At 47.6% G+C, this 21,794-nt stretch carries 14 protein-coding genes; 8 read left to right on the top strand and 6 right to left on the bottom strand.

The window, feature by feature from the left end:
• Nucleotides 1–49: 49 nt before the first annotated feature.
• A complete protein-coding gene (gene pgmB, locus EJP77_RS10040; RefSeq protein WP_127199100.1) occupies nucleotides 50–700 on the bottom strand; it encodes a beta-phosphoglucomutase in 651 nt (216 codons plus the stop codon).
• A 91-nt stretch (nucleotides 701–791) separates the two neighbouring features.
• A complete protein-coding gene (locus EJP77_RS10035) occupies nucleotides 792–1,826 on the bottom strand; it encodes a LacI family DNA-binding transcriptional regulator (RefSeq protein ID WP_127199099.1) in 1,035 nt (344 codons plus the stop codon).
• Between the two features lie 303 nt (nucleotides 1,827–2,129).
• On the opposite strand from EJP77_RS10035, the gene pulA reads away from it, so the two are divergent.
• On the top strand, nucleotides 2,130–4,793 hold the full coding sequence (gene pulA, locus EJP77_RS10030; RefSeq protein WP_185897304.1) for a type I pullulanase: 2,664 nt from the start codon (nucleotides 2,130–2,132) through the stop codon (nucleotides 4,791–4,793).
• A gap of 165 nt (nucleotides 4,794–4,958) precedes the next feature.
• Here the strand turns inward: pulA and EJP77_RS10025 are convergent, their stop codons facing one another.
• The 3 genes from EJP77_RS10025 to EJP77_RS10015 all read right to left on the bottom strand — a co-directional run bounded on the left by EJP77_RS10025 (nucleotide 4,959) and on the right by EJP77_RS10015 (nucleotide 8,071).
• Nucleotides 4,959–5,603 carry a DL-endopeptidase inhibitor IseA family protein gene (locus tag EJP77_RS10025; RefSeq protein WP_127199097.1) on the bottom strand — a complete coding sequence of 215 codons (645 nt, stop codon included), beginning with the start codon at nucleotides 5,601–5,603 and terminating at the stop codon, nucleotides 4,959–4,961.
• An 85-nt stretch (nucleotides 5,604–5,688) separates the two neighbouring features.
• On the bottom strand, nucleotides 5,689–6,153 hold the full coding sequence (locus EJP77_RS10020) for a hypothetical protein (protein WP_127199096.1): 465 nt from the start codon (nucleotides 6,151–6,153) through the stop codon (nucleotides 5,689–5,691).
• Nucleotides 6,154–6,328: 175 nt separating this feature from the next.
• Nucleotides 6,329–8,071, bottom strand: a complete 1,743-nt coding sequence (locus EJP77_RS10015; protein ID WP_127199095.1) for an alpha-glycosidase — start codon at nucleotides 8,069–8,071, stop codon at nucleotides 6,329–6,331.
• A gap of 630 nt (nucleotides 8,072–8,701) precedes the next feature.
• Here EJP77_RS10015 and EJP77_RS10010 point away from each other — a divergent pair.
• The 7 genes from EJP77_RS10010 (at nucleotide 8,702) to EJP77_RS09980 (ending at nucleotide 17,785) form a co-directional block, all read left to right on the top strand.
• A complete protein-coding gene (locus tag EJP77_RS10010) occupies nucleotides 8,702–10,006 on the top strand; it encodes a sugar ABC transporter substrate-binding protein (RefSeq protein ID WP_127199094.1) in 1,305 nt (434 codons plus the stop codon).
• A 92-nt stretch (nucleotides 10,007–10,098) separates the two neighbouring features.
• Complete coding sequence (locus tag EJP77_RS10005) at nucleotides 10,099–11,427, top strand: sugar ABC transporter permease (protein WP_127199093.1); 1,329 nt, start codon at nucleotides 10,099–10,101, stop codon at nucleotides 11,425–11,427.
• Nucleotides 11,424–12,269 carry a sugar ABC transporter permease gene (locus EJP77_RS10000; protein ID WP_185897303.1) on the top strand — a complete coding sequence of 282 codons (846 nt, stop codon included), beginning with the start codon at nucleotides 11,424–11,426 and terminating at the stop codon, nucleotides 12,267–12,269. Before EJP77_RS10005 ends, EJP77_RS10000 begins: the two co-directional genes overlap by 4 nt.
• 156 nt (nucleotides 12,270–12,425) lie before the next feature.
• The gene (locus EJP77_RS09995; RefSeq protein ID WP_246021854.1) at nucleotides 12,426–14,477 is read left to right on the top strand and encodes a methyl-accepting chemotaxis protein; all 2,052 of its coding nucleotides are present in this window, start codon (nucleotides 12,426–12,428) and stop codon (nucleotides 14,475–14,477) included.
• Nucleotides 14,478–14,711: 234 nt separating this feature from the next.
• Complete coding sequence (locus EJP77_RS09990) at nucleotides 14,712–15,257, top strand: type IV pilus modification PilV family protein (RefSeq protein WP_185897302.1); 546 nt, start codon at nucleotides 14,712–14,714, stop codon at nucleotides 15,255–15,257.
• Nucleotides 15,241–16,002, top strand: a complete 762-nt coding sequence (locus tag EJP77_RS09985; protein WP_185897301.1) for a prepilin-type N-terminal cleavage/methylation domain-containing protein — start codon at nucleotides 15,241–15,243, stop codon at nucleotides 16,000–16,002. Before EJP77_RS09990 ends, EJP77_RS09985 begins: the two co-directional genes overlap by 17 nt.
• Nucleotides 16,003–16,012: 10 nt before the next feature.
• Complete coding sequence (locus tag EJP77_RS09980) at nucleotides 16,013–17,785, top strand: hypothetical protein (protein WP_127199089.1); 1,773 nt, start codon at nucleotides 16,013–16,015, stop codon at nucleotides 17,783–17,785.
• A gap of 191 nt (nucleotides 17,786–17,976) precedes the next feature.
• On the opposite strand, the gene EJP77_RS09975 is transcribed toward EJP77_RS09980, so the two are convergent.
• On the bottom strand, nucleotides 17,977–21,567 hold the full coding sequence (locus EJP77_RS09975; RefSeq protein ID WP_127199088.1) for a DUF5057 domain-containing protein: 3,591 nt from the start codon (nucleotides 21,565–21,567) through the stop codon (nucleotides 17,977–17,979).
• Between the last annotated feature and the right edge of the window lie 227 nt (nucleotides 21,568–21,794).

The raw sequence follows: 21,794 nt of genomic DNA, 5'->3' as shown, positions 1-21,794 counted from the left end.
TAGTCTTCTCAGCTCTCTAGGAAATCACTCTGCACAGGCAGGGAGGCTGTTACAGTTCAGCCAACCGGCTTACAGACATTTGCTGAAGGGAAGGAACAACCAGATTGGCACGGCTGAGGGTATCTGGACTTCCAATACCTACACTGCGCATTCCTGCGCGCACCGCAGCTTCAATACCTGCTTCCGCATCTTCGAACACAACACAGTTCTCGGTCGGAACTCCAACCTCCTTGGCCCCAAGTACGAACACTTCTGGATCTGGCTTGGCAGCGGCTGTCTTGGTGCCATCAATGATAGCATCGAAGTAAGGAGTAAGGCCCGTATTATTCAGAATCAGCATGGCGTTCTTACTGGCAGAGCCGAGAGCCACCTTCAGACCATTGCTGCGGCATTCTTTCAGGAACTCAAGCGCTCCGGGAAGAATCTCGGTTTCGTCCATGCTTGTAATGGATTCCACATACCAGTTGTTCTTGCGTTCAGCGAGCTCCTGCTTGGCTGCGTCATCCAGCTTGATTCCGCCAATTTCAAGCAGAATTTCAAGAGATGCAGTGCGGGATACCCCTTTTAGACGCTCATTATCTTGTTCCGTAAATACAAACCCAAGCTCTTCAGCTAGACGTTTCCAAGCCAGGTAGTGATACTTAGCAGTGTCGACTAGGACACCATCGAGGTCGAATAAACAAGCTTGAATAGATGCCATTAATGATTCCTCCTCTAAATAGCGCAAACGTTTGTACAAAGTGTTAAAAATAAATGAAGCATTTCAGCTTCAGTTATTTGTGTCCCGTAAGTCACCTTTTCGGTAGTGACAGCATAGAAGATTCCCGTATCATCAAGCGATGCGGAATAATCTGACGAGTCTGATAAGTTATATCTTCACCGTTCTGGATGTTCTGAATCAGCATTTGTGAGGCGGTGTAGCCCAGATGGTAGATGCCAATGTCAATACTGCTGATTGGCGGTGTGGACAGCTCTGATAACGTAATGTTGTTAAAGCTGACCAGGCAAATATCATCAGGTACTTTGAAGTTAAGCTCGTGTAGACCCCGCAGAACTCCGAATGACACCATATCATCGACAACGACAAGGGCGGTCGGGCGGTTCGGAAGGCTCATAATGAAGGACATAGCACGATAGCCGCTGTCCTGCAGAAATTCTCCTTCAACAATCCACTCGGGACGCATCTCGAGACCCGCGTCGATTAGTGCATCCTGATAACCCTTCATCCGGTCTTGAGAGACCGTCAAATTCGGCGGACCGCTTACGAAGCCGATACGTTCGTGGCCCATAGAGATCAGATGCTTCGTTGCATCGTACGCGGCCTGAACATTGTCCGTATCAACAGACAAGACATCGGGATGGTCATTGCTTCTGCCGACAATCACGAACGGATAATTGTTCGCATGCAGAAATTCAATCACCGGATCATCGTTGCGGGAATACAGAAGAATGGCACCATCTACACGGCGGCCTTTCAAGAGACGGGCAACAGCCTCAACCTCTTCCTTCTCATTCGCGCCTGAACTGAGTAGCACATCATATCCGGAACGGTTAGCTTGAGTGACAATACCGCGAATTAGCTCCATAAAGAACAGGTTGGAGAACAGCTCCTCTGCCGGCTTTGGCAGAATAATGCAGATGCTTTCGGTTGTCTTCGATACCAGGCTCTTGGCCATGATGTTCGGATGATAACCGAGCTGCTCCATAATCTCCTTCACTTTAATGGAGGTTTGAGTGCTAATTCGGGGGTGATTGGATAATACCCGGGACACGGTGGAGGGTGAAACTCCGGCCTTCTTGGCAACATCCTTAATGGTTACAGCCATGGCAACCTCCTTCGTGGAACCGTTTGCTTTTACATTGTAATCTTAATCGAAAGCTATTGTAAAGTAAATAGAGCGCAGTTCCAGCATGAATTTTTCAACCGAGGGAAAGGGATTCAGCGAACCAAGCGGACTCAAGATTCATACACTGTAGCAGCCGCAGATTTCACGTCTGGTATGAGACGTGCATCCATAAGGGAGCACGAACACTTCTTCCGGCGAGGATACCCCCACATAACATACTCTTTTTTTTCGGAAAGCGCATACAGAAGACCCCTCGCGGAACTGACAGGATGTGATTGCAACGTGGATTGGTTAGAAGGTGCAGACCAGCCGGGGACAGGGATGAGATATAAGTACAACATTCACTACTTCCGCTATGATCAGCAGCTTGAAGGCTGGAACTTGTGGATATGGTATGACCATCAGGAGGGGCGCAGCTATCCATTTCGTGCTGTGGATGGGAAGGGTTTTGCAGTGGCGGTTATAGAGCTACCTGAACCCCGGATTGAGCTCATAACGAGATGGAGCATGAACGGTAACGATTGGGCGGACCAGGAGGCAGCCAGGAGAGTAGTTATACCGGAAGGCGGCCAAGAGGTTAGTATTTGGCTCGTTCAAGATGACAGGCAGGTATATTATGACCCTGCTGAAGCCGATGTATCACCTAAATTTCGTTCAGCCCTTGCGGATGCCGCGGATTCTTTAATCGCTGTAGCAAGTGAATATATTACGGATGAAGATGTGAAGACTGTCCAGTTACTGGATGGGGCAACGAAGGAAAATGTGCCTGTAACCGCAGTGAGAACAGGAGACTGCTCTCTGACCATTAAAATTTTGAATCGTGAACAATTCGATGTAACCCGAACCTATCTACTGAAGAGCAGCTATTTCTCTCCGGCTAAAGTGACAATGCGTCATATTCTGGAGCAGCCTGAATTCTATTATGAGGGTCGGGATCTCGGGGTTACTTATACATCCTACGAGAGCGAATTCAAGCTTTGGGCACCTACGGCAGCCAAGGTAAGTCTCTTATTATATGATGATGCCGGGATTTATAATACCGATGGTATTGTGCCTGATCACAACGACATGCGAAGTACCGTGCTCATGAGGCGGTCATCCTGCGGAGTATGGTCTGCATTAGTTAGGGGCAATTTGGCGGGGCAATGTTATATGTACAAGGTGGATTTTGCGGACGGAAGCTCGCATACTGCCGTCGATCCATATGCGAAGGCCGTAACGGCTAACGGGCAGAGATCCGTAGTCATAGATCTGGCTGCGTCGAATCCGGCCGGATGGTTACCCGGGGAGAAGTCTCTAATGATGCAGCCCACGGATGCGGTGATCTATGAGCTGCATGTTCGTGATTTCTCGGTGGATGATCACGCAGGACTGGAGAATAAGGGTAAATTCAAAGCTTTTACCGAGCTGGGCGCCACTACATCAGATGGACTTATGAGCGGGATCGAACATTTGAAGGAGCTGGGGATCACCCATGTGCAGCTGCTTCCCTGCAGCGATTATGCAACGGTGAACGAGCTGTCTGACGAAGCAGGGAACGGGATGAATCCGGAGTATAACTGGGGATATGATCCGCAGAATTACAACGTTCCGGAAGGGTCCTACTCTTCGAACCCGTGTGATCCCGTGAGCCGGATCCGGGAGTTCAAGGAGCTGGTGCAGGCGCTGCATGATCAAGGGATGCGGGTTGTGCTCGATGTGGTGTACAACCATACATTTTCCACGGACGATGGGCCTTTCGACAAGATCGTACCGGGCTACTATTACCGTACCGTTGACACAGGCAGGTATACCAATGCAACCGGGGTCGGGAACGAACTAGCCTCGGAGCGCCCCATGGTACGCAAGTACATTCTGGATTCGGTCAGGTACTGGGCGGAGGAATTCCAGGTCGATGGCTTTCGCTTAGACCTCATGGGTCTGATCGACATAGACACGATGGCTGAAGTGACACGGATGCTTCATGAGATTAATCCAGGTATTCTTATCTACGGCGAGCCTTGGGATATGGGCGGAACCACCCTGCCACATGAGAAAAAAACTTTGAAGGGCAGCCAGCGGCACCGGGGATTTGGCGTATTTAACGATAACTTCCGCATCGCAATCAAAGGGGACAGTGATGGAGGGCACCGGGGATTCGCTACGGGCGAACCGGGTACAGAGGGAGATATAGCCGCCGGGGTAAAAGGATCCATTGATACATTCACCCATTCTCCTGCAGAATCCATCAATTATGTAACTGCCCATGATAACTATATTCTCTGGGATAAGGTAATCGCAGCGCGAGGACTCTTGCACGAAATGGGGATGCTTGAGATGCGGGATGGTACCCTGCGCAGCGGAGGTTCCATCGAAGAGGCCGTGAACCAAGCGGAGCCTTATAAGGGAGTGGGAGAGGGAGCGGATGTACTGCATGACGAATCAGTAAGGCGAACGCTGCTGGCTAATGCGATTGTACTTACCTCACAGGGAATTCCGATGATTCATGCGGGGGATGAGATGCTCAGAACCAAATTCGGGGATCATAACAGCTATAAGAGCCCGGATGTGATTAACCGGATTCGCTGGAGGAACAAGCATAGATTCCGTTATGTATTTGACTACTACAAAGGGCTGATCCGGCTGCGACAAGATCATCCCGCCTTCCGCTTGAGTACCCGGGAGGCCGTGAACGAGCATTTGCAGATTCTGCGTGCGGAGGGAAACGTGGTTTCTTTTCAGATCGATAACCATGCCTGTAAGGATGCCTGGAACTGTATTGTTGTGATCTATAACGCAAATAGTGAGGCTTGCGAGGTTAGCCTGCCGCCCAACAATGGGCAATGGCGTGTAGTCGTTAACGACACAGCCGCCGGGACTGCTGTTCTTGAGGTAGTGGATGGGAGAGAGGGGAGAGTCCGGGTTCCGGGGATTTCGGTTATGGTGATGTATGATCGGGAGAATTGAACCGCCTGGATACATGGCATGTATAAATTGAAAGCCCTGCTCACGAATCAGAAGATTCAGGGCAGGGCTTTGCGGCTTGCTTGGTATATACGGCATAATGGCTGGATTAACTAACTATTCTAAGCTTGTCCCAAGATTGGATACCATTCGGCTGTGATGCAGCATTTAGAAGATTAGCTGAGGTGCCGTATCAACTCTCCAGTAATCGCCGACCTTCTCGAACTTCACCATGATGTACTTGGAACTTTCCTTAATCTCTTTGGGAAAAGGAACATTGATCTTATAGACCCGCTTAGTCGGGGTCATGCTGATCATCTTGGCCGTAGCTCTCCCGAACTCAAGCAGATTGCCGGTATCGGCATTCAGCTGCGCAAGCCGTCCTTCGTGAACGATGATGAATTTCTTGATGAAAAATTCACTCGCCTGCTTCGTATAGCTCTTCATCAGGTACTTCAGTAATTCGTCCTTCGTATCAATATCCGCGAATAAGTAGCGGTATTCCTTGCCATTCTCGGTGAAAGTCTCCATCTCACCACCTGTCCCAGTTCCTCCGCTAAGCGCGTAGAAATATCTTTTCTCTGCATCAACCAGCAGCGGAATAGCCGTCTCATGGTTCAAGCTCTTGATTAGGGCAGGGTCCGTCACTTTTTGAGCCGGAGCTGTTGGTTTGTCCGTTTTCTTGGCCGGAGCAGATTGAGTCTTTGCAGCGGATTGCGCTCCGTTAGCAGCAGGTGCAGCCATGGCCATGCCCGCTGAGGTCAAGCCAATAGCGAGTGAAAGTATACCTGCAGTAATTTGTTTCGATTTCATGTTGATCGCCTCCACCTAGTTAAACGCGCCCAGTCTGGTAAAAGTTTCATATTCCCACAGCAAAGGGCAAATGGGTGGAAGTAAGTTAATTCTCTCTAATTACAGAGTTAGCAATGAATATTAGTCCAGTTATTACAACTGCCGCCAACCAGGATACCTTCATATCAAAGAGGCGCGGAACGAAGAAAATTATCCCCATGGAGACTGGAAGGGTACATATTTCTATAAGCCAATTAGGGAGTTTCTTAGTATACAATCTTGTAGTAACTCGAATGAACACATGCACAATTTCACTAATCAAGATAATCATGGTAGTTGCCCATACGAGTGAGAATGAGCTTGTAAAATGGATTCCACCCACGAGCAGACCGCCCAGATAGACAATCCCCATTTCAGTAAACACCACAACAGCGCAGGCAAAGCAGATGACCAGGTAAATGGAAATAAAGCCGATTATCCGGGCTGGGCGCTTTAGTTCCAGATAGTCCTCTTTCTTGCGGAGATAAACATAGACTAGAGGCAGGAGAGCCAGAAGGAAGAGTATGATCATCGGCATCACCATCCCTAATATAGGAAGAAGTTCGAAAATATGTAAGATGATTATAACTTATAAGAGCTATAAGAGTTGCCTTTCTAAGGTTATTTTTCACTTTTCCCCTGAATTCTAGCTTTTCCCCCACCTGTGCCGCCAAACAAAAAAAGCCGCCTTTCGGCGGCCTTTCATATTACTTCGCGGATAAAATGGCGAATCCGTAAGCCGGAAGCCGCACGGACAGCTTGCCGCGCTCGGCGTTCCATACTTTGCCTGTGAATTCGTCTTTCCATGAATTCTCGTAGACATCCACTTCAATCGACTGAATCGTACTGTCATTGTTCAGCATGACAATCACGGTCTCGTCACCGAGGCGGCGTTCATAAGCCAGCTTCGTCTCCCCTTTACCGGCGGAGAGGAACTTGATCGTGCCAGTGCGCAGGGCCGGGTGGTCCTTTCTGATTTGAATCAGGCGCTGATAAAAGGCGAACAATTCGCGGTCCTGCTGCTCAGGCTCCCATACCATACATTTACGGCAGTCCGGATCCGGGCCGCCATCCATGCCGATTTCATCCCCGTAATAGATACATGGTGTTCCCATGTAAGTGAAGAGCGATACGGCAGCCAATTTCAGCTTGTCCTTGTTCCCGTCGCAGAGAGTCAATAGACGCGCAGTATCGTGGCTGTCAATCAGGTTGAAGGCAACCTCGCTCGCCTGCTGCGGATATCTCGACAGCTGTACGGCAATGGCGCTGGCAAAGCCGCCGGCATCCAGGGTTCCATTTACGATAAAGTCGGTGACTGCAAAAGTAAACGGATAGTTCATTACGGCATCGAACTGATCACCTTGCAGCCAAGGGGAGGATTCATGCCAGATTTCGCCCAAAATATAGGCATCCGGGTTCACATTCTTGACCACTTTGCGGAACTCGCGCCAGAATCCCTGATCCACTTCGTTGGCTACATCGAGGCGCCATCCATCAATGCCGACCTCTTTGATCCAGTACTCAGCAACTTTTAGCAGGTACTCTTTAACTTCTGGATGCCCAGTGTTCAGCTTCGGCATATGCGCTTCAAATGAAAAGGCGTCATAGGAAGGAATGCCATCCTTCACTTCAAGCGGGAAGCTGTTCACATGGAACCAGTCCTTATACTTGGACGCTTCGCCTTTCTCTTGTACATCCAGGAACGGAGCGAAGGTACCGCCCGAGTGGTTAAACACGGCATCCAGTAGAATACGGATACCCCGGTCATGGCACAGCTTAACGAGCTTCTTCAGCGTTTCAGCATCACCAAACTGCGGATCAATCTTCAAATAGTCCTCAGTATCATATTTGTGGTTCGTAGTGGCTGCAAATAGCGGCGTGAAGTAGATGGCATTGACCCCCAGCTCAGTCAAATGATCCAGATGGTCGATGACCCCTTGGAGGTCCCCTCCAAAGAAGTTATCCCGCTCGGGCTTGCCGCCCCATGGAAGTGTTCCTTCGGGATCATTGCTTGTGTCCCCATTCGCAAAGCGCTCTGGGAAGATCTGATAGAACACGGCATCCTTCACCCAAGCTGGTGGCGTGTAGACATCGACCGGATTTATGTATGGAATTTCAAACAAGCGATCCGGGTTGGTGGGCATGTCCGGAGTGAACTCGTATTCGGTCATCCATAGCTTCTCACTGCCCTTTTGCAGCAGGAATCCGTATTTCAGTCGGCGGTAGGGAGGCTTCACATTGCATTCCCAGTAATCAAACATCTCGTCTGAGGCCATAACACGCATCGGCACAAGCTCTCTTGTACGATCCCATGCATACTTATCACCTGCCCAAGCATATACGTGAGACAGGTCATTTTTCTTGGTCCGGATTCGGAGGTGAATAGTTTCCTTGTCGTAGGCGTAGGCCCAGTTCAGCTTTGGTCGGTGATAGACAGCTTCCAGTAACATTTTAATTCCTCCTTGAATTTTGTGAGGATGTGCAAAAAAGGCACACCCTGTCTCTATAAAATCGAGCGAGGTTGTACCTTGCAGGTAACATTGCCTTTTTGTTGTGAAAGAAGATAGCATATCCCGGATTAAAGGGATGCTTCTTTCATTGCTCAGGATTATAGCATGTCCATATATTGTTAAACAACAAGATTTATCAAGAATCATTCAAACCTTTGCACCAATAAATGCATTTAAAGGGTGGTAAACATGTACAAATGAAAGGAAGATAAGGAATGTGACAATTTTGGGTCTAAAAGCTCGAAATTCTTCATAGTTGTATGCTCCAAATGATGGATTTATTAATAGGTTAAATGTACGAAAAACTAAAGCGATATTGCGATATAGGGAGAAAAGTGGATGTTTATTCAGTAAAATGGTTAAATTCGGACTTATTTGAGCAATGCAAACGTTTTTGCAATGAACGTGGTCTGATGTATGATGATTTCAGGAATTAAGCGCTTCCAATCCACAAGCTTGCTAAATCAGATAGAAAGACAGGCGAAAAAAACAGCTTGCTTCAAGTTTTGCGGAAACGTTTGCGCTGATCATTTCCTGTAAACTGTTCGCTAAAAATGGGAGGGTTATTTTATGAAAATCAAGAAATTAGCGGTTTTGCTTGCAGCGTTCTCCATGGCTGTATCCATTACGGCTTGTGGACCTCAGAAGGCTTCCGAGCAAGTACAGACGCCAGCTGACTCCGGCACTGCAAAGACTACAGAGACAACTGCCGCTACTACAGAAGTGAAACCTGAAGATGGTGCCAAGCTTGTCATTTGGGAAAGTAAAGATGAAAGATCGTTCACTGATGAAATTGCAAAGCAATTCACAGCTAAATACAATGTTCCTGTTAAAGTTGAAGAAGTAGCTCCAACAGACCAAGTAACCAAATTGACTCAAGACGGTCCTTCCGGTCTTGCCGCTGACGTAGTCATCTTCCCTCACGATAACTTGGGTAGAGCAGCAAGTGCTAACCTGGTTCTCCCGAACGACCTGTTTGCAGAAGAGACAGCTAAGAACAACACAGAAAGCTCGATCAAAGGTGTTACTTACAACGACGTTCTCTACGGATATCCTAGAGCCGCTGAGACTTATGCGCTCTACTACAATAAATCTCTTGTGAAGGATGCTCCTAAGACTTTCGATGATGTTCTGGCCTTCGGTAAAACGTTTACTGACAAAGCCAAGAAGAAATACGGAATCATGTGGGAAACAGGCAACATGTACTTCAACTATCCGTTCATCGCAACTACTGGTGGATACATCTTCGGTAAAGACGGTACAGACAAAGACGATATCGGTATCAACAGTCCAGGTGCGATTGAAGGCCTGAAAGTATATCAAAGCCTGAAAGCTATTCTTCCTGTTAAGAGCGGTGACATTACACCGGACATCAAACGCAGCTTGTTTAACTCTGGCGACGTGGCAATGGATATTAACGGTCCTTGGGAACTTGCCGGATACAAAACAGCACTTGGCGATAAATTGGGCGTAGCTCCAATCCCTAGCATTGGCGGCAAACCAGCGGTTTCCTTCGCCGGAATCAAAGCTTGGTACGTAAATGCTTATACGAAATATCCAAATGCATCTAAATTGTTCGCTGAATTTGCTTCTTCCAAAGATGCACAACTGCTTCTGAACGAAAAAGTAGGTTCAATCCCAACTAACAATGAAGCTCTTGAGTCCGACCAAATCAAGAACGATCCATTCATTTCCGCTTTCGCAGAACAAACTAAGAGCTCCCAGCCTATGCCTTCCATTCCTGAAATGGGTAACATATGGAGCCCGGTTAACGCCGCTCTTCCTGAAATCTGGGATAACGGTAAAGATCCTAAAGCTACCTTGGACAAAGCAGCACAACAAATCAAAGATTTGAACAACGGCGCTAAGAAATAATTGGGATTGTGAATTGGGGATAGAAGCATTATGAGGCCCGCCGCATAAGCGGCGGGTCATTCCCCGATCGCCGGGAGAGGAGAACAGAAGGCATGGATCGTCACCGTACAAGAGCCACAATACTGTCGATACTTAGCTTGGGACTAGGACAAATATATAACCGCCAATATATCAAAGGCGCCATCTTCTTGCTGGTTGAGGTTTTGGGAATTGCTTACTTCATTAACTATTTAAGTTTTGCATTTTGGGGAATTACCACTTTAGGGGATACACCTACTGGATTTGTGAAATTTAAGTCTGCCTCTGGCATCATGGTCTCCAAGCTTGTGCAGGGTGACCACTCGATTATTATCATGATTCAAAGCTTGATTACTTTGCTCTTCCTGACTCTTTTTATCATTGCATACATTATGAACATTAAGGATGCCAACCGTATTGGCAGCCTGAGAGACGCTGGACATAAACCGAACAACTTCAAACAATCGGTTCGATATATTCTGGATTACAAATTTGCGCAGGTATTTCTGGTTCTGCCAGCTATCGGTATTCTGTTCTTCACGATCATGCCAATTATCTTCATGATCATGCTGGCATTTACCAACTACTCCGCACCAGACCATATTCCACCAGCCAAGCTTGTTAACTGGGTAGGATTTGAGACGTTTACCAATCTGGTCTCTTTGGGAACGTGGAGCCATACCTTCTACGGGGTACTAACCTGGACCATTATTTGGGCCGTTTTATCTACAGTTACAACCTATTTTGGCGGTATGCTGGTAGCTTTGCTGGTTAGCCAACAAGGTATTAAATTCAAAGGAATGTGGAGAACGCTGCTCATTATTCCTTACGCGATTCCACAACTGATCTCCCTGCTTGTAATGAAGAATTTGTTCAACGGCCAATTCGGCCCGATCAACCAATATTTTGGTTACTTCGGACTTGGCGGCCTGCCTTGGCTTACCGATCCATTCTGGGCAAAGGTCACGGTTATTGTAGTTAATATGTGGGTAGGGATCCCAGTATCTATGCTGCTCATTATGGGTGTACTAACGACGATTCCGAAGGATATGTATGAAGCGGCTGAGGTGGATGGAGCGACTGGTTTCCAGAAGTTCAAGATCGTTACGCTGCCTATGATTCTCTTCACTACAGCACCAACCTTGATTACCCAGTTCGCTGGTAATATTAATAACTTTAACGCGATCTACCTACTGACTGCGGGTAATCCGGTGAACGGAGACTACCAATACGCAGGTTCAACCGACCTGCTCGTAACATGGCTGTATAAGCTAACCCTGGATCAGAATAAGAACAACATGGCCTCTGCGGTCGGCATTATTATATTCGTGATTGTTGCCTCCTTCTCGATTTATAACTACCGCCGGACGAGATCGTTCAAAGAGGAGGATATGATCCAATGATCGGACGTAAACTTGCAAACAGGCTGCGCTTGATCGTCAGCTACATCGTACTGGTAATCCTGGCTGTATGTGCGCTGTACCCGGCTTTGTGGGTGGTGCTGGCTTCCTTTAGACCAGGTAAGTCTCTATACAGTAAAACTCTGATTCCTGAAAGCTTTACACTGGAACATTATAGAGAATTATTCACATCTAATACCTTTATGTTCACGCATTGGTATATGAATACACTTAAGATTGCCCTGTTCTCTATGATCTTTGGTGTACTTCTAACCTTATTAACAAGTTATGCCGTATCCCGGTTCCGTTTCCGGGCACGGAAGACAGCCTTGTCTACTATCCTGGTGCTGGGAATGTTCCCAGGCTTCATGAGTATGATTGCGATCTTCCTGCTGCTCAAAGAGCTCAACCTATTGGATACACATATGGCATTGATTATTGTGTATGCCTGTGGTGCTCCTCTCGGTGGAACACTGATTGCAAAGGGATTTTTCGATACAATCCCAAGATCGTTGGATGAAGCAGCCCGCATTGACGGTGCCAGCAACTTTATGATCTTCCGCAAAATTATTTTGCCGCTGTCCCGGCCGATGCTGACGTATATGGCTCTGACCCAATTTGTTGGACCATGGGTGGACTTTATCTTTGCCCGTCTGATCCTGCGGACCAAGGACAACTGGACCCTGGCCGTTGGACTCTGGGATATTGTAAATACGAGCCAGAACAGTAACTTTACGTTGTTCGCTGCAGCTTCAGTATTCATCGCTATTCCGATTATCATCTTGTTCATCTTCCTGCAGCGCCTGCTCGTAGACGGATTGACGTCTGGAGCAAGTAAAGGGTAATTAACGCGGGACGAATGAGGCATTGGCTTTATGAGGAAAGATTAGAGCTGAAGAAGCACAGTCTGCAATGAGACTGTGCTTTTTCTATAACCAGTACTTACCAATTTCTGTTAATTAATATCGGTTATATCGAATATTCACTAGGGTGGGATTACTTTGAAATCAGGTTTTAAGTTAGGTTGGCAGTCGGTGGGCACAAAGCTTTTTCTCATCGTATTTATTGCAATTGTCGTGTTGTCGGCTGGGCTGGGTCTAGTCTCTTATCAGGTATCTAAGGGAATTATCCAGGAGCAGGTGTCCTCGGCGTCCTCCGAGGCCATTAAGCAGGCAGCCGATAAGTTAGATTTCCTCTTCAGCCAGTATGAGGCTGCATCGCGTCAGCTCGCAGTGGATCCGATTCTCAGAGCGGACTTGGTGACGGTTAATTTACCGGAGCTTGGTATTGTAGAGAGAACACAGGCGGAGGATCGGATCAAGCGAAGATTGGACGCCTTCACAGGCTCTGATGACCGGCTGAACAGTGTGAAGTTGATCTCTAGTACCAAAGGCAGTACATCTTCCTTTCAATCTGGGATAGCCGGGGTTAGAACCGATGAGGCTATTGAAGCTAGAATGAAGCAGATCAAAGAAGCGGATGGGGAGCCGGTATGGATTCCTACTCTGAACAAAGGATTTTTTGGAGCTACAAGTGTTCCAGAGTTCACCATGGGCAGACTGCTTAAGAATATGCAGCATCCGGAAGCTGAATATATCCTGTTAATTGAAATTAAAGAATCCTCGCTTGGAACGATTCTGTCCAACCTGAAGATCGGTAACTCCGGTGAAGTGAGGCTGGTGACCGCAGGCAACCAGATTGTACATGCGAAGGACAGTAAGCTGCTGGAGAAAGAGTCTTTTGTCAAAATAAGTCCGGCTCAGCTCAAAGGGAAGGACCGGTCGTTCACGGCCAACAATGAGCAGAACGTAGAGAATCTCGTCGTGTTCCAGCCGCTTGCGACCTCGGGATGGACGCTTATGGGATACGCTCCAACAAGCGACTTCCTAAGTGCGGCTGACCGTCTGCTGACCATTACTTTCATTGTTATTGTGGTAGCGATTATCCTTGCACTATTCATTGGATATTACATGATTCGGATGGTCGGGAAGCCGCTCAGCAAATTGTCCAAGCTTATGGAAGAAGGGGAGAACGGGAACCTTCAGGTGCGTGCCAAATTTAAGAGCAATGATGAAATTGGCCGGGTGGGACAAGCCTTTAACCGTATGATGACCCGGATTTCGGATTTGGTCGAACAGACGAATGCCACTGCACTTAAGGTGCTGGGCACAGCTGAGGCGCTGGCTTCGGCATCGAAGAGCACCTCACAGGCGGCCGGGGAAATTGCTGCAGCTACCCAAGAAATTGCCCAGGGAGCCTCAAGCCTTGCGGTCGAAGCCGACAGGGAAAGTCAAATTGCCGAGGATATTGGCGTCAAGATGGACAAGGTGAATGTGGCCAATACCTCAATGGGCGAGTCCGCAGACCGGGCCATTGCGGTTAGTGTTCAGGGAACGGAGTATATGAGAGAACTGGTTGACAAGACTGGGGCTGCTTCCCAGATGACGGACCTGATCCAGGAGAATTCGGCCAAACTGACGAAAAGCACTGCTTCCATCCAAAGTATTCTGGCTCCAATGATCGAAATGACCAAACAGACGAATATCCTGTCGTTGAATGCATCTATTGAAGCAGCAAGAGCAGGTGCAGCAGGCCGTGGGTTCAGCATCATCGCGGATGAGATCCGCAGTCTTGCGCAGCAGTCGAACGAGTCCATTCAGTCTGTATCGAATATTACCGAGCAAATTCAGCAGGATATTGAGAATACAGTTGAGGTGCTGAATAAAGTCTCGCCGCTGTTCGATGAACAGCTGGAATCAGTACGCGAAGCCTCTTCCTTCTTCACCAGTGTGCGAGAGGAGATGGAGCAATTCTACAAGCATATTGAGAACTCCTCGGAGTCTGTGAAAGAGCTCAGTGAATCCCAGTATATTCTGGGTGATTCCATATCCAGTGTCAGCGCAGTGGTAGAAGAGACCAGCGCGTCTACCGAGCAGGTGGCCTCCATGTCATCAGAGCAGTTCAAGGTCAGCGAACAGCTGGTTGCGCTCTCTGTGCAGCTGGAGCGCCTGGCAGAAGATTTGAAGAAGTCTTTGACAGGGTTTAACACCTGAGCGGATACGTGCGTTGGAGCATTGAGCTGCATGGCTGGCTCGGCTTAGCGAGTTAAAGATGAATAGACTAATTGAGCAACCGGCCTCTCTCCAGAGAGGTCGGTTTTTGTCATATTTTGCGCCAATTAACGAAGTATAGGGATTGCTGCAAGGGAATGCGATGATATAATGAAAATATGAGATATTCTAGGTATTTTTTAGTAAGTTATAGGTCTTTAGAAGAAGGTGGAGATCGTGGTGAAGCAGCAGGGGAGTAAGGAAGATGGATTTTCACTAATTGAAGTGCTGGCTGCCATTACGATTCTATCGATTGTTGCGTTGGTGCTGTCTTCTTATTTCACGAGCTCTCTCTCGTATTCCAAAAAGAATCAGAACAAGACGATTATGGTCAATCTGGCACGCAACGCCCTATTCTATATGGAGAAGCAAAGTTTCAGCGTGCTGTCAGGATATTTCGAAGATACCGATAGCTTGAAATGTAAGAAGAAACCGGAAAGCCCGGTTCAGGATTGCAGTGAACCTGCCAGCTTGTTAAGTGCGGATGAGGATGTTGTAAGGGGAGTGTTGAGCCCTACGGTTAACGGAATTCAGTATAGCGTGTCGATCCAGTATCAGAGGAATTTGCATGAGGACATGCTGCATTCCACAGATGAGACCAAGAAAAATTCGGCTAAGTATCTACTGCCTGTCAAGGTAACGGTGCAAGGTCCGGGTGACAATGGAAGCAGAGCGAACGAGACAGTCGTGGAGGGCTATATTACAGATGAGACCATTCGTTAAGCGTCTGAAGAAGGATGAAGGGGTTACTTTAATCGAACTCATTGCCGCGTTGTCCCTGCTGGCCGTCGTGCTGGGTATGATCTACTCGGTTGCTGTCTTTGGTTTCAAGAGCTATCACAAGATCAGTGTAGAGAACTCCATGCGTGACGAGGCTGATATTCTAATGTCCTCCATCATTACGAATTTATATACCTTTGCCCCTGACCGCGTAATCAGGGATGGAGCCGATGGAACGGGGATCATTCTCCAGAAGGATGATATTGACTCCGATGGCAGTAGTAAGGTGAAGGAACGGAAGATTACAATTCAGAATAATGCCTTGTATATTAGAGATCTAACGGCGGATGAGAACACGGCATCTACGGCAGCCGCCGGGACGCTGGTGACGGATGGAACCAGTGAAGTCGATGGAACAACAGGAGCGGCGGGAGTAACTGGAGGGGAAAATGACCCGGTGGCTACCAACGGATTAATACAGGGTGCCGTAAGCGAGGGTGCGGCGTCCGCCACCACAAACCCGCAGGCTAAAGAGGCGGGGAAGATTGGCATCCAGTCCAGTGTGCTGGTAGACCCGGAGGGGACCCCGGCTGTAGACCGGCAGAATTCAGTGATTACCCTGGATGATAATACCTGCCGTCCGAGTCTCCCCTGCGAGAGCGGCTTGATTAATATCAAGCTTGTACTAGGACAGGATTATGGCGGTGAGACCTACAAGCTCACACTTGAAAGTAAATTCGGATTCTAGGAGGCAAGAGATGAAGCGGGTGCAGGAAGAGCGCGGTTCCGCGCTGGTTATGGTTCTATTCATTGTTCTGGTGCTCACGATTCTCGGGATGGGTGTGCTTAGTGCGACCCTTGGCGGCGCCCAAAGGACCGAAACGCGGGAAAGTGATGTGCAAAGTCTCCATTTGGCCCAGAAATCCATTGATGAAGCTGTGGCTGCAATTACTACCGAATTGGAGCAGTATAACGATATCCGTCCTGAAGATCTTGTAAGTACGATTAACGCAGTTCTCAGTAAGATCAATCCTGAGAATAAGGCGGTAAGTACGGGGCTGAACGATAATGGGATAGTTGCCACTGCCAATGCTAAGATTCTGAATATTGAATACTTGGGCAGCTCAGGGCCCTCTAATACCAACTATAAGCTGCGTATCACCGTACAAGCTGAAGTTAACGGCGTTGTACGCAAGCTGAAGCAGGAAGTGACGATCGATACTTATCCTGATTTCCTGAAGTATGCCATGGGATCGGAAAGTAATGTAATCTTTAATGGGGCCCCCTATATTAGAGGTAATATCTATGCGGGGGACAAGCTGATGCTCAGTAATGTAGCGGAGTATGTATTTAAAAATAAGGTAGGGCATCAGCCTACGACCGGCTACTCTGTGATCGATCCTTTGAACGGGCTGAACAGTGAGATTACGGTCCAATCTTTGAACTCGCTGGTCTATCGCAGCGGCGGGCAGGAGGTCCCCTATCAATCGATCGATATCAACAAAGGTGGGGTGGTCGGACAGGTGCTCGGAGCGAACGTGCGGCCGCAGGATATCAAGATCAAGGACCACAAGAAGTTCGTTCAGATTAATGTGAACGAGTCGATCGTAGACAAGGTCGTTGAGGCGATTAAGGGGGCAGGCCATACGGATGAGCTTACCCGCCAGGATATCCGCTCCCATTTAGCGGATCTTGTCAGCCATCTAATCAGCCAGTATTCGGCTCGCTTTGAAATGATGGAGAGACCGGTGGATGGGATCGAGCCGAATTATCCCTCAGATTCGGCAGATGCTGCGAAGATGGTCGACTATGAGAAGGCATTGAAAGGCTATAACGACCAGCATGCTTTGTATGTACAAACTCTGAATGATCAAAGAAGTAGAATGAGCAGCATGGCCGGATCGGCTATTTTCAAGAAGGGTCTTAAGATAGACGGCAACCTGTACAGCACACTTACCTACAAGCCGGAGGAGAAGGACGCGGGCAAGTGGTTCATCGTAGACGGCGACCTGACCATAGACAACTCCGGGAGAGCTGAGGCTATGAATATTCGGGGGAACATCATTGTTACGGGGAATGTGATCCTAAGCGGGAAGGTCAATATGGATTCCACTATGTTCGTGATGGGCCAGACAAAGGTGCAGGATGCAACGATAAGCGGATTAGGCGGCAAAGAACTTGTACTGATCTCTAGAGGTGAGATTCTGGTAACGAGATTTGATTCCTTCCAGAACGCGGCTCCCCAGACGCTGGATGCCTTCTTCTATACGGATTCTACAGCTGAACTCTACGGGGTTGGCTCTGCCTTCTGGCTTAATGGTGGTTTCTTCGCCAAAGGCGATCTTACCGTGAATGCAGTGGTAGGCTCAGCGGTTGATCAGAATGACCATATTGAATTCAATGAGCATGGGGCCGGTGAGCTGAAGCGGTTCAATGTAACATATAATTCGCAGGTATTTGAGGATCAGAAATTAAGTCTGCCCCGGGTCCAAAGGGTCAATATCCGGCTCGGAGAGCTGACGCTGCAATAGCTCCTGCTGTGACTCTGGTCTACTCGAGGAATGAATATCAAACGTCGGAGACCTGAATATCATACATCGGGAAAATTAACTTTAATGAACAGAAAGAACCTCCAACCCCTTCTTAATCAAGGGTTTGGAGGTTCTTTGCATTTGGACTTCAATTTGAGTTACAGATGGGAAGAGAAAGGAGATAGGGACCGTTAATAACGATCCCCCGTGCTCACTTTAACCACTTCTATCTCAATGTAGGCATATACACTTGGATCAGCGCTATATGAGACTCTTACCTTAGTCGTGCCTGCTCTTAAAGCTTCAATGTAGCCCCCGCTCGGTCCACTGTTAGGATCAAGAACACGCACAATAGCTGAATTATCGCTGCTCCAGACTAGGCTGATCTTGATCTCGTCCGATAGATCTTGCGGGAACAAGTCATTCATAAGGTTATATTTGGCCTTCTCATACAATTGAAGCTTTGGCGGTAAAGCGAGCGACTGGAGACCTTTAATGGTAATCTCCTTGCTGGTAGATTTCCCGCCGGCTGTGACGGTAACCGTTATCGTTCCCGGCTTCAGACCTTTCAGGGAAGCTGTCTGCATATCTATTCCGCTTAGACTGGCAAGCGTTCCTCCGCTGCTGCCCGTGATCTCCCAGCGATAGACCAGCTTGTCCTGGTCATCTGCATCGAGCGGGTTAAGAATGGCTTTCAGATCGATGCTTCTGCCAATGTCCACCTGATCAGAACCTTCAATCAGGAGACCTTGAAGCGGATTGATTACGGTAACCTGGTATTCCTTCGTATAAGTGCGAATTACATGCGTGCTTTCATTTTCCGTAGTTGCTGTGACCACTATAGTAACCGTTCCCGAATTCAATCCTTTAACCAGAGCTTTGCTGGAATCACCAGAGTCCACATTAAGATCGATATAATTCGGTCCATTTTCTTTGGGAACCCAGGTAATGGAATTCACTTTTTGGTTCACCAGAGGCAGGGAAGCGGTCAGGTTAATCTGTTCACCTTTGTTCACCGTATTAGGGCCGCTGATGATCAGATCCGGCTGAATCACCGTGACCTTGGCCGTACCCGTAACCCCGCTGCCATCCGTCGCTTTGACCGTAATCCGGGCTTCGCCAACACTGTTCGCACTGACAATTCCGGTTATCGGGTCAACGGATACAACTCCCGGCTTGTCAGATACCCAGTCGAAATTCTTGTTCGTGGCATCTTCCGGTTCATACTTGGCAATGAGCGGGAGGGTATCCCCCACGATCAGGGTGGTATCCTGCAGTGACAGCTTCGTCAGCCAGGTGACCGCCTCAAAGACAATACTCTGAAAAGGAAGCGTGGTCAGCTGCTTAGCCCCGATATCTGTGAAGGTGAGCAGCGAGTTCGTTAGGGAGTACACGCCATTCTTGGTTGGAACCACGGTAACATCGAACGATACCGGATCTGCGATATATGTCGTCTTGTCACTTGAAAGCCGGTAAGTTACTGGATTCAGACCTCCTGCCAGCGTATAGCCGCCTTCTAGTGTACCTGTCTGTGTAATGGTTCCAGCCGTGGTACTCATCGCAATATTGGAGATCTGCAGATTAGGCGGCAGTACCTCGTTGAACCGAATGTTGCTGATTTGAATCGTATTCTTCTCCGCATAGTAAGGAATCGGCTTAGGTGTGACCGTGTAATGCAGGGTAACTGGTGAATTCTTCTGTACCTTTCCGTTTACCACATTGTTTGAGACTGTACGGTCCGTCTGAAGATTGGCTGTAATCTTCTGAATCTTAACAGGTACGGATTGCTGTACCATGGCACCCTGCTTGTCCCGGGCTGTGATTATGACTGACATATCCCCGCCCTGCGGAAGTGGATTATCAAAGGTCATGTTAATCACGGTGCCGCTATGGACGCTCTTCTCAGGCATCATCACTTTAAGGGTTCCATCTGGCATTTTGAAGGTAAACCCCGTCGTAATATTACGGTCCTTCAGATCCCAGTCGTTAACAGCATAGCTGACTACGATATTCTGATAAGAAGGGATGATAGAACTCGCTGTCGGTGAATATACGGTGATGAGCGGGGCATGATTCGAGCCGATAAATGCACGGTACATGGTGTTCACGAACAGTTTCTGTTCCCAATCCGGGAAATTAGTATTTGCATGTCCTGTACCCGAGTAGGTGACATTCCCCTTCGAGTAAGTGTAGTAATGATTCCAGCTGTCCTGCTCATCCCGCGTACCCCCGGCAATGTTATACCAAGGCACAACCGACTCATCCTCAAGATTCAGCGTGAAGTACTGGTTGTGTGTTGTGTTAACCAGAGGTGTACTTGCACCAGGCTTGCTTAGATAAAATGGATATTGGGTGAGCAGTCCGTCGTTAACAATTTTTGTAGTAGTCGAAGTCCTGGGTGCCCCGAGCCCCAAATTCGTTTTGGGATTAATTTGGCCGGTATCCGCCTGGAAATAATCTCTCCAATTCTTCCAGTTGAGGTTACCTGTATTCGGATCCTCAAAGATCGTATCATGTGTGAACATCACAGCTTGTCCAGTAGAGATGAACTTCTTGACTGCTGCAGCAGCATTAGAACTTATAGCTGCATAGCGGTTGTACTCATCTCTAAAGCCGAAAATAAGCATGTCATAATCGCCGTTCAGGGCCAGATAACCGCTGCTGTTAAACTCGTCAATCTTCATGGTCTTGATCTGAATATCATAAATGCCTTTATTGTAGCTAAAATTCTTATTATTCAAATATTCCTGATTCATATTAGTGGTCGTCAACAAACTGCTGTTCATATTGTCGGAAGGCAGAACCTGAAGAACCCGGACAACGGTCTTCTCATCCTGATACTGAATCGTCCCAGTTTCGTAACTATTCAGTTTAGTGGCCTGATCAATTAGCTCAAGTCTCCAATAGAGAAGCCCGGAATAAGCTTTGGGCAGCTCATACGTGATTTGGCCTGAAGATGAGGTGACTGGCACAGAGGCCACCAGCTGGTTCTCATCCATCTTTAGAACACTGTCCACACCCATATATAAGTTCGCGTTGATAATGCGATTCCTGAAGTCAGTGATATTGTTAGCGTTGAAGGTAAAGGTCAGCTTATCCCCGGTAGTGAAAACTTTGGTCTGATCGGTGCTGTAATCGACGGGCCGGGAGCTCACCTTAATCTGCGGTCGCTGTTTAAGCATTGTGGAGTAGGGTGTCTTGTTAAGCTTGGCGGATAATGAACTAGCACCAGTATTTGTCACATCCGTGGTATTTACAAAGATCACGTTGCTCCTGGCCCCAGCTGAAGTGCTGTATGGCGAGAAAGTTTTATATAGATTTCCTTGCGGACTTTGAGTTAGGACATCATTATTTACAATGACCAGAAGACCCTTGTTGATGTATTTCTGTATAATGGCGTTGGCTTTAAGCATGGTAATGTCATTCATCAGATCGGTTGTATTATGGGCATTGGCCTGTCCGGAGTTAAGTGAGGTAAATGTCTGTACCCCTTTCGTACTGTAAGCCCCCGATCCAATATAGATCGCATCGTATTTGCCATCCAGCTCATCCCTCATAGCAACAAATTTCTTCATGCGAATGGTGTCGACATTTTTGATGGTTAAATCCATACCGGAAAGACTTTTTACCACATTAGATAGTTCCGAAGACTCTGTGTTATCCCGGATCTCCAGAATTCTGAGCGGATAAGGTGCAGGATTATCAGCACTTACTTTTACAATCACAAGGGTCAGGAATAAACCTAAAATCAAAAACAGTGCTAAAGTCCCACTTCTTCTCATGAACCTATCACTCCTAATGTTTCTTCTAAAAAATAATATTTTTCCCGATATTACTGTAAAAATATTGTAAACCTACTAGGCATATGTTATATATTTCTTTAGGATAATGTACCATAGCAGGAGGATTTTTAATAGGGAAAATTGGACTTTCCTGGGACTTATTTAGTACGATATTTCCCTCCTTTTACCAGTCATAGTGATTAAGGCTATTTTCTTATTTTTCGCTT

This window comes from Paenibacillus zeisoli (assembly GCF_003994465.1).
GTDB classification, from domain to species: Bacteria; Bacillota; Bacilli; order Paenibacillales; family Paenibacillaceae; genus Fontibacillus; species Fontibacillus zeisoli.
Note: the sequence above shows the minus strand (reverse complement) of the source record. Positions and strands in the feature narration are given on the sequence as shown.

Coding starts and splice junctions, on each gene's coding strand:
- pgmB (WP_127199100.1), bottom strand. CDS start 700: ATGGCATCTATTCAAGCTTGTTTATTCGACCTCGATGGTGTCCTAGTC.
- EJP77_RS10035 (WP_127199099.1), bottom strand. CDS start 1,826: ATGGCTGTAACCATTAAGGATGTTGCCAAGAAGGCCGGAGTTTCACCC.
- EJP77_RS10025 (WP_127199097.1), bottom strand. CDS start 5,603: ATGAAATCGAAACAAATTACTGCAGGTATACTTTCACTCGCTATTGGC.
- EJP77_RS10020 (WP_127199096.1), bottom strand. CDS start 6,153: ATGATCATACTCTTCCTTCTGGCTCTCCTGCCTCTAGTCTATGTTTAT.
- EJP77_RS10015 (WP_127199095.1), bottom strand. CDS start 8,071: ATGTTACTGGAAGCTGTCTATCACCGACCAAAGCTGAACTGGGCCTAC.
- EJP77_RS10010 (WP_127199094.1), top strand. CDS start 8,702: ATGAAAATCAAGAAATTAGCGGTTTTGCTTGCAGCGTTCTCCATGGCT.
- EJP77_RS10005 (WP_127199093.1), top strand. CDS start 10,099: ATGGATCGTCACCGTACAAGAGCCACAATACTGTCGATACTTAGCTTG.
- EJP77_RS10000 (WP_185897303.1), top strand. CDS start 11,424: ATGATCGGACGTAAACTTGCAAACAGGCTGCGCTTGATCGTCAGCTAC.
- EJP77_RS09985 (WP_185897301.1), top strand. CDS start 15,241: ATGAGACCATTCGTTAAGCGTCTGAAGAAGGATGAAGGGGTTACTTTA.
- EJP77_RS09980 (WP_127199089.1), top strand. CDS start 16,013: ATGAAGCGGGTGCAGGAAGAGCGCGGTTCCGCGCTGGTTATGGTTCTA.
- EJP77_RS09975 (WP_127199088.1), bottom strand. CDS start 21,567: ATGAGAAGAAGTGGGACTTTAGCACTGTTTTTGATTTTAGGTTTATTC.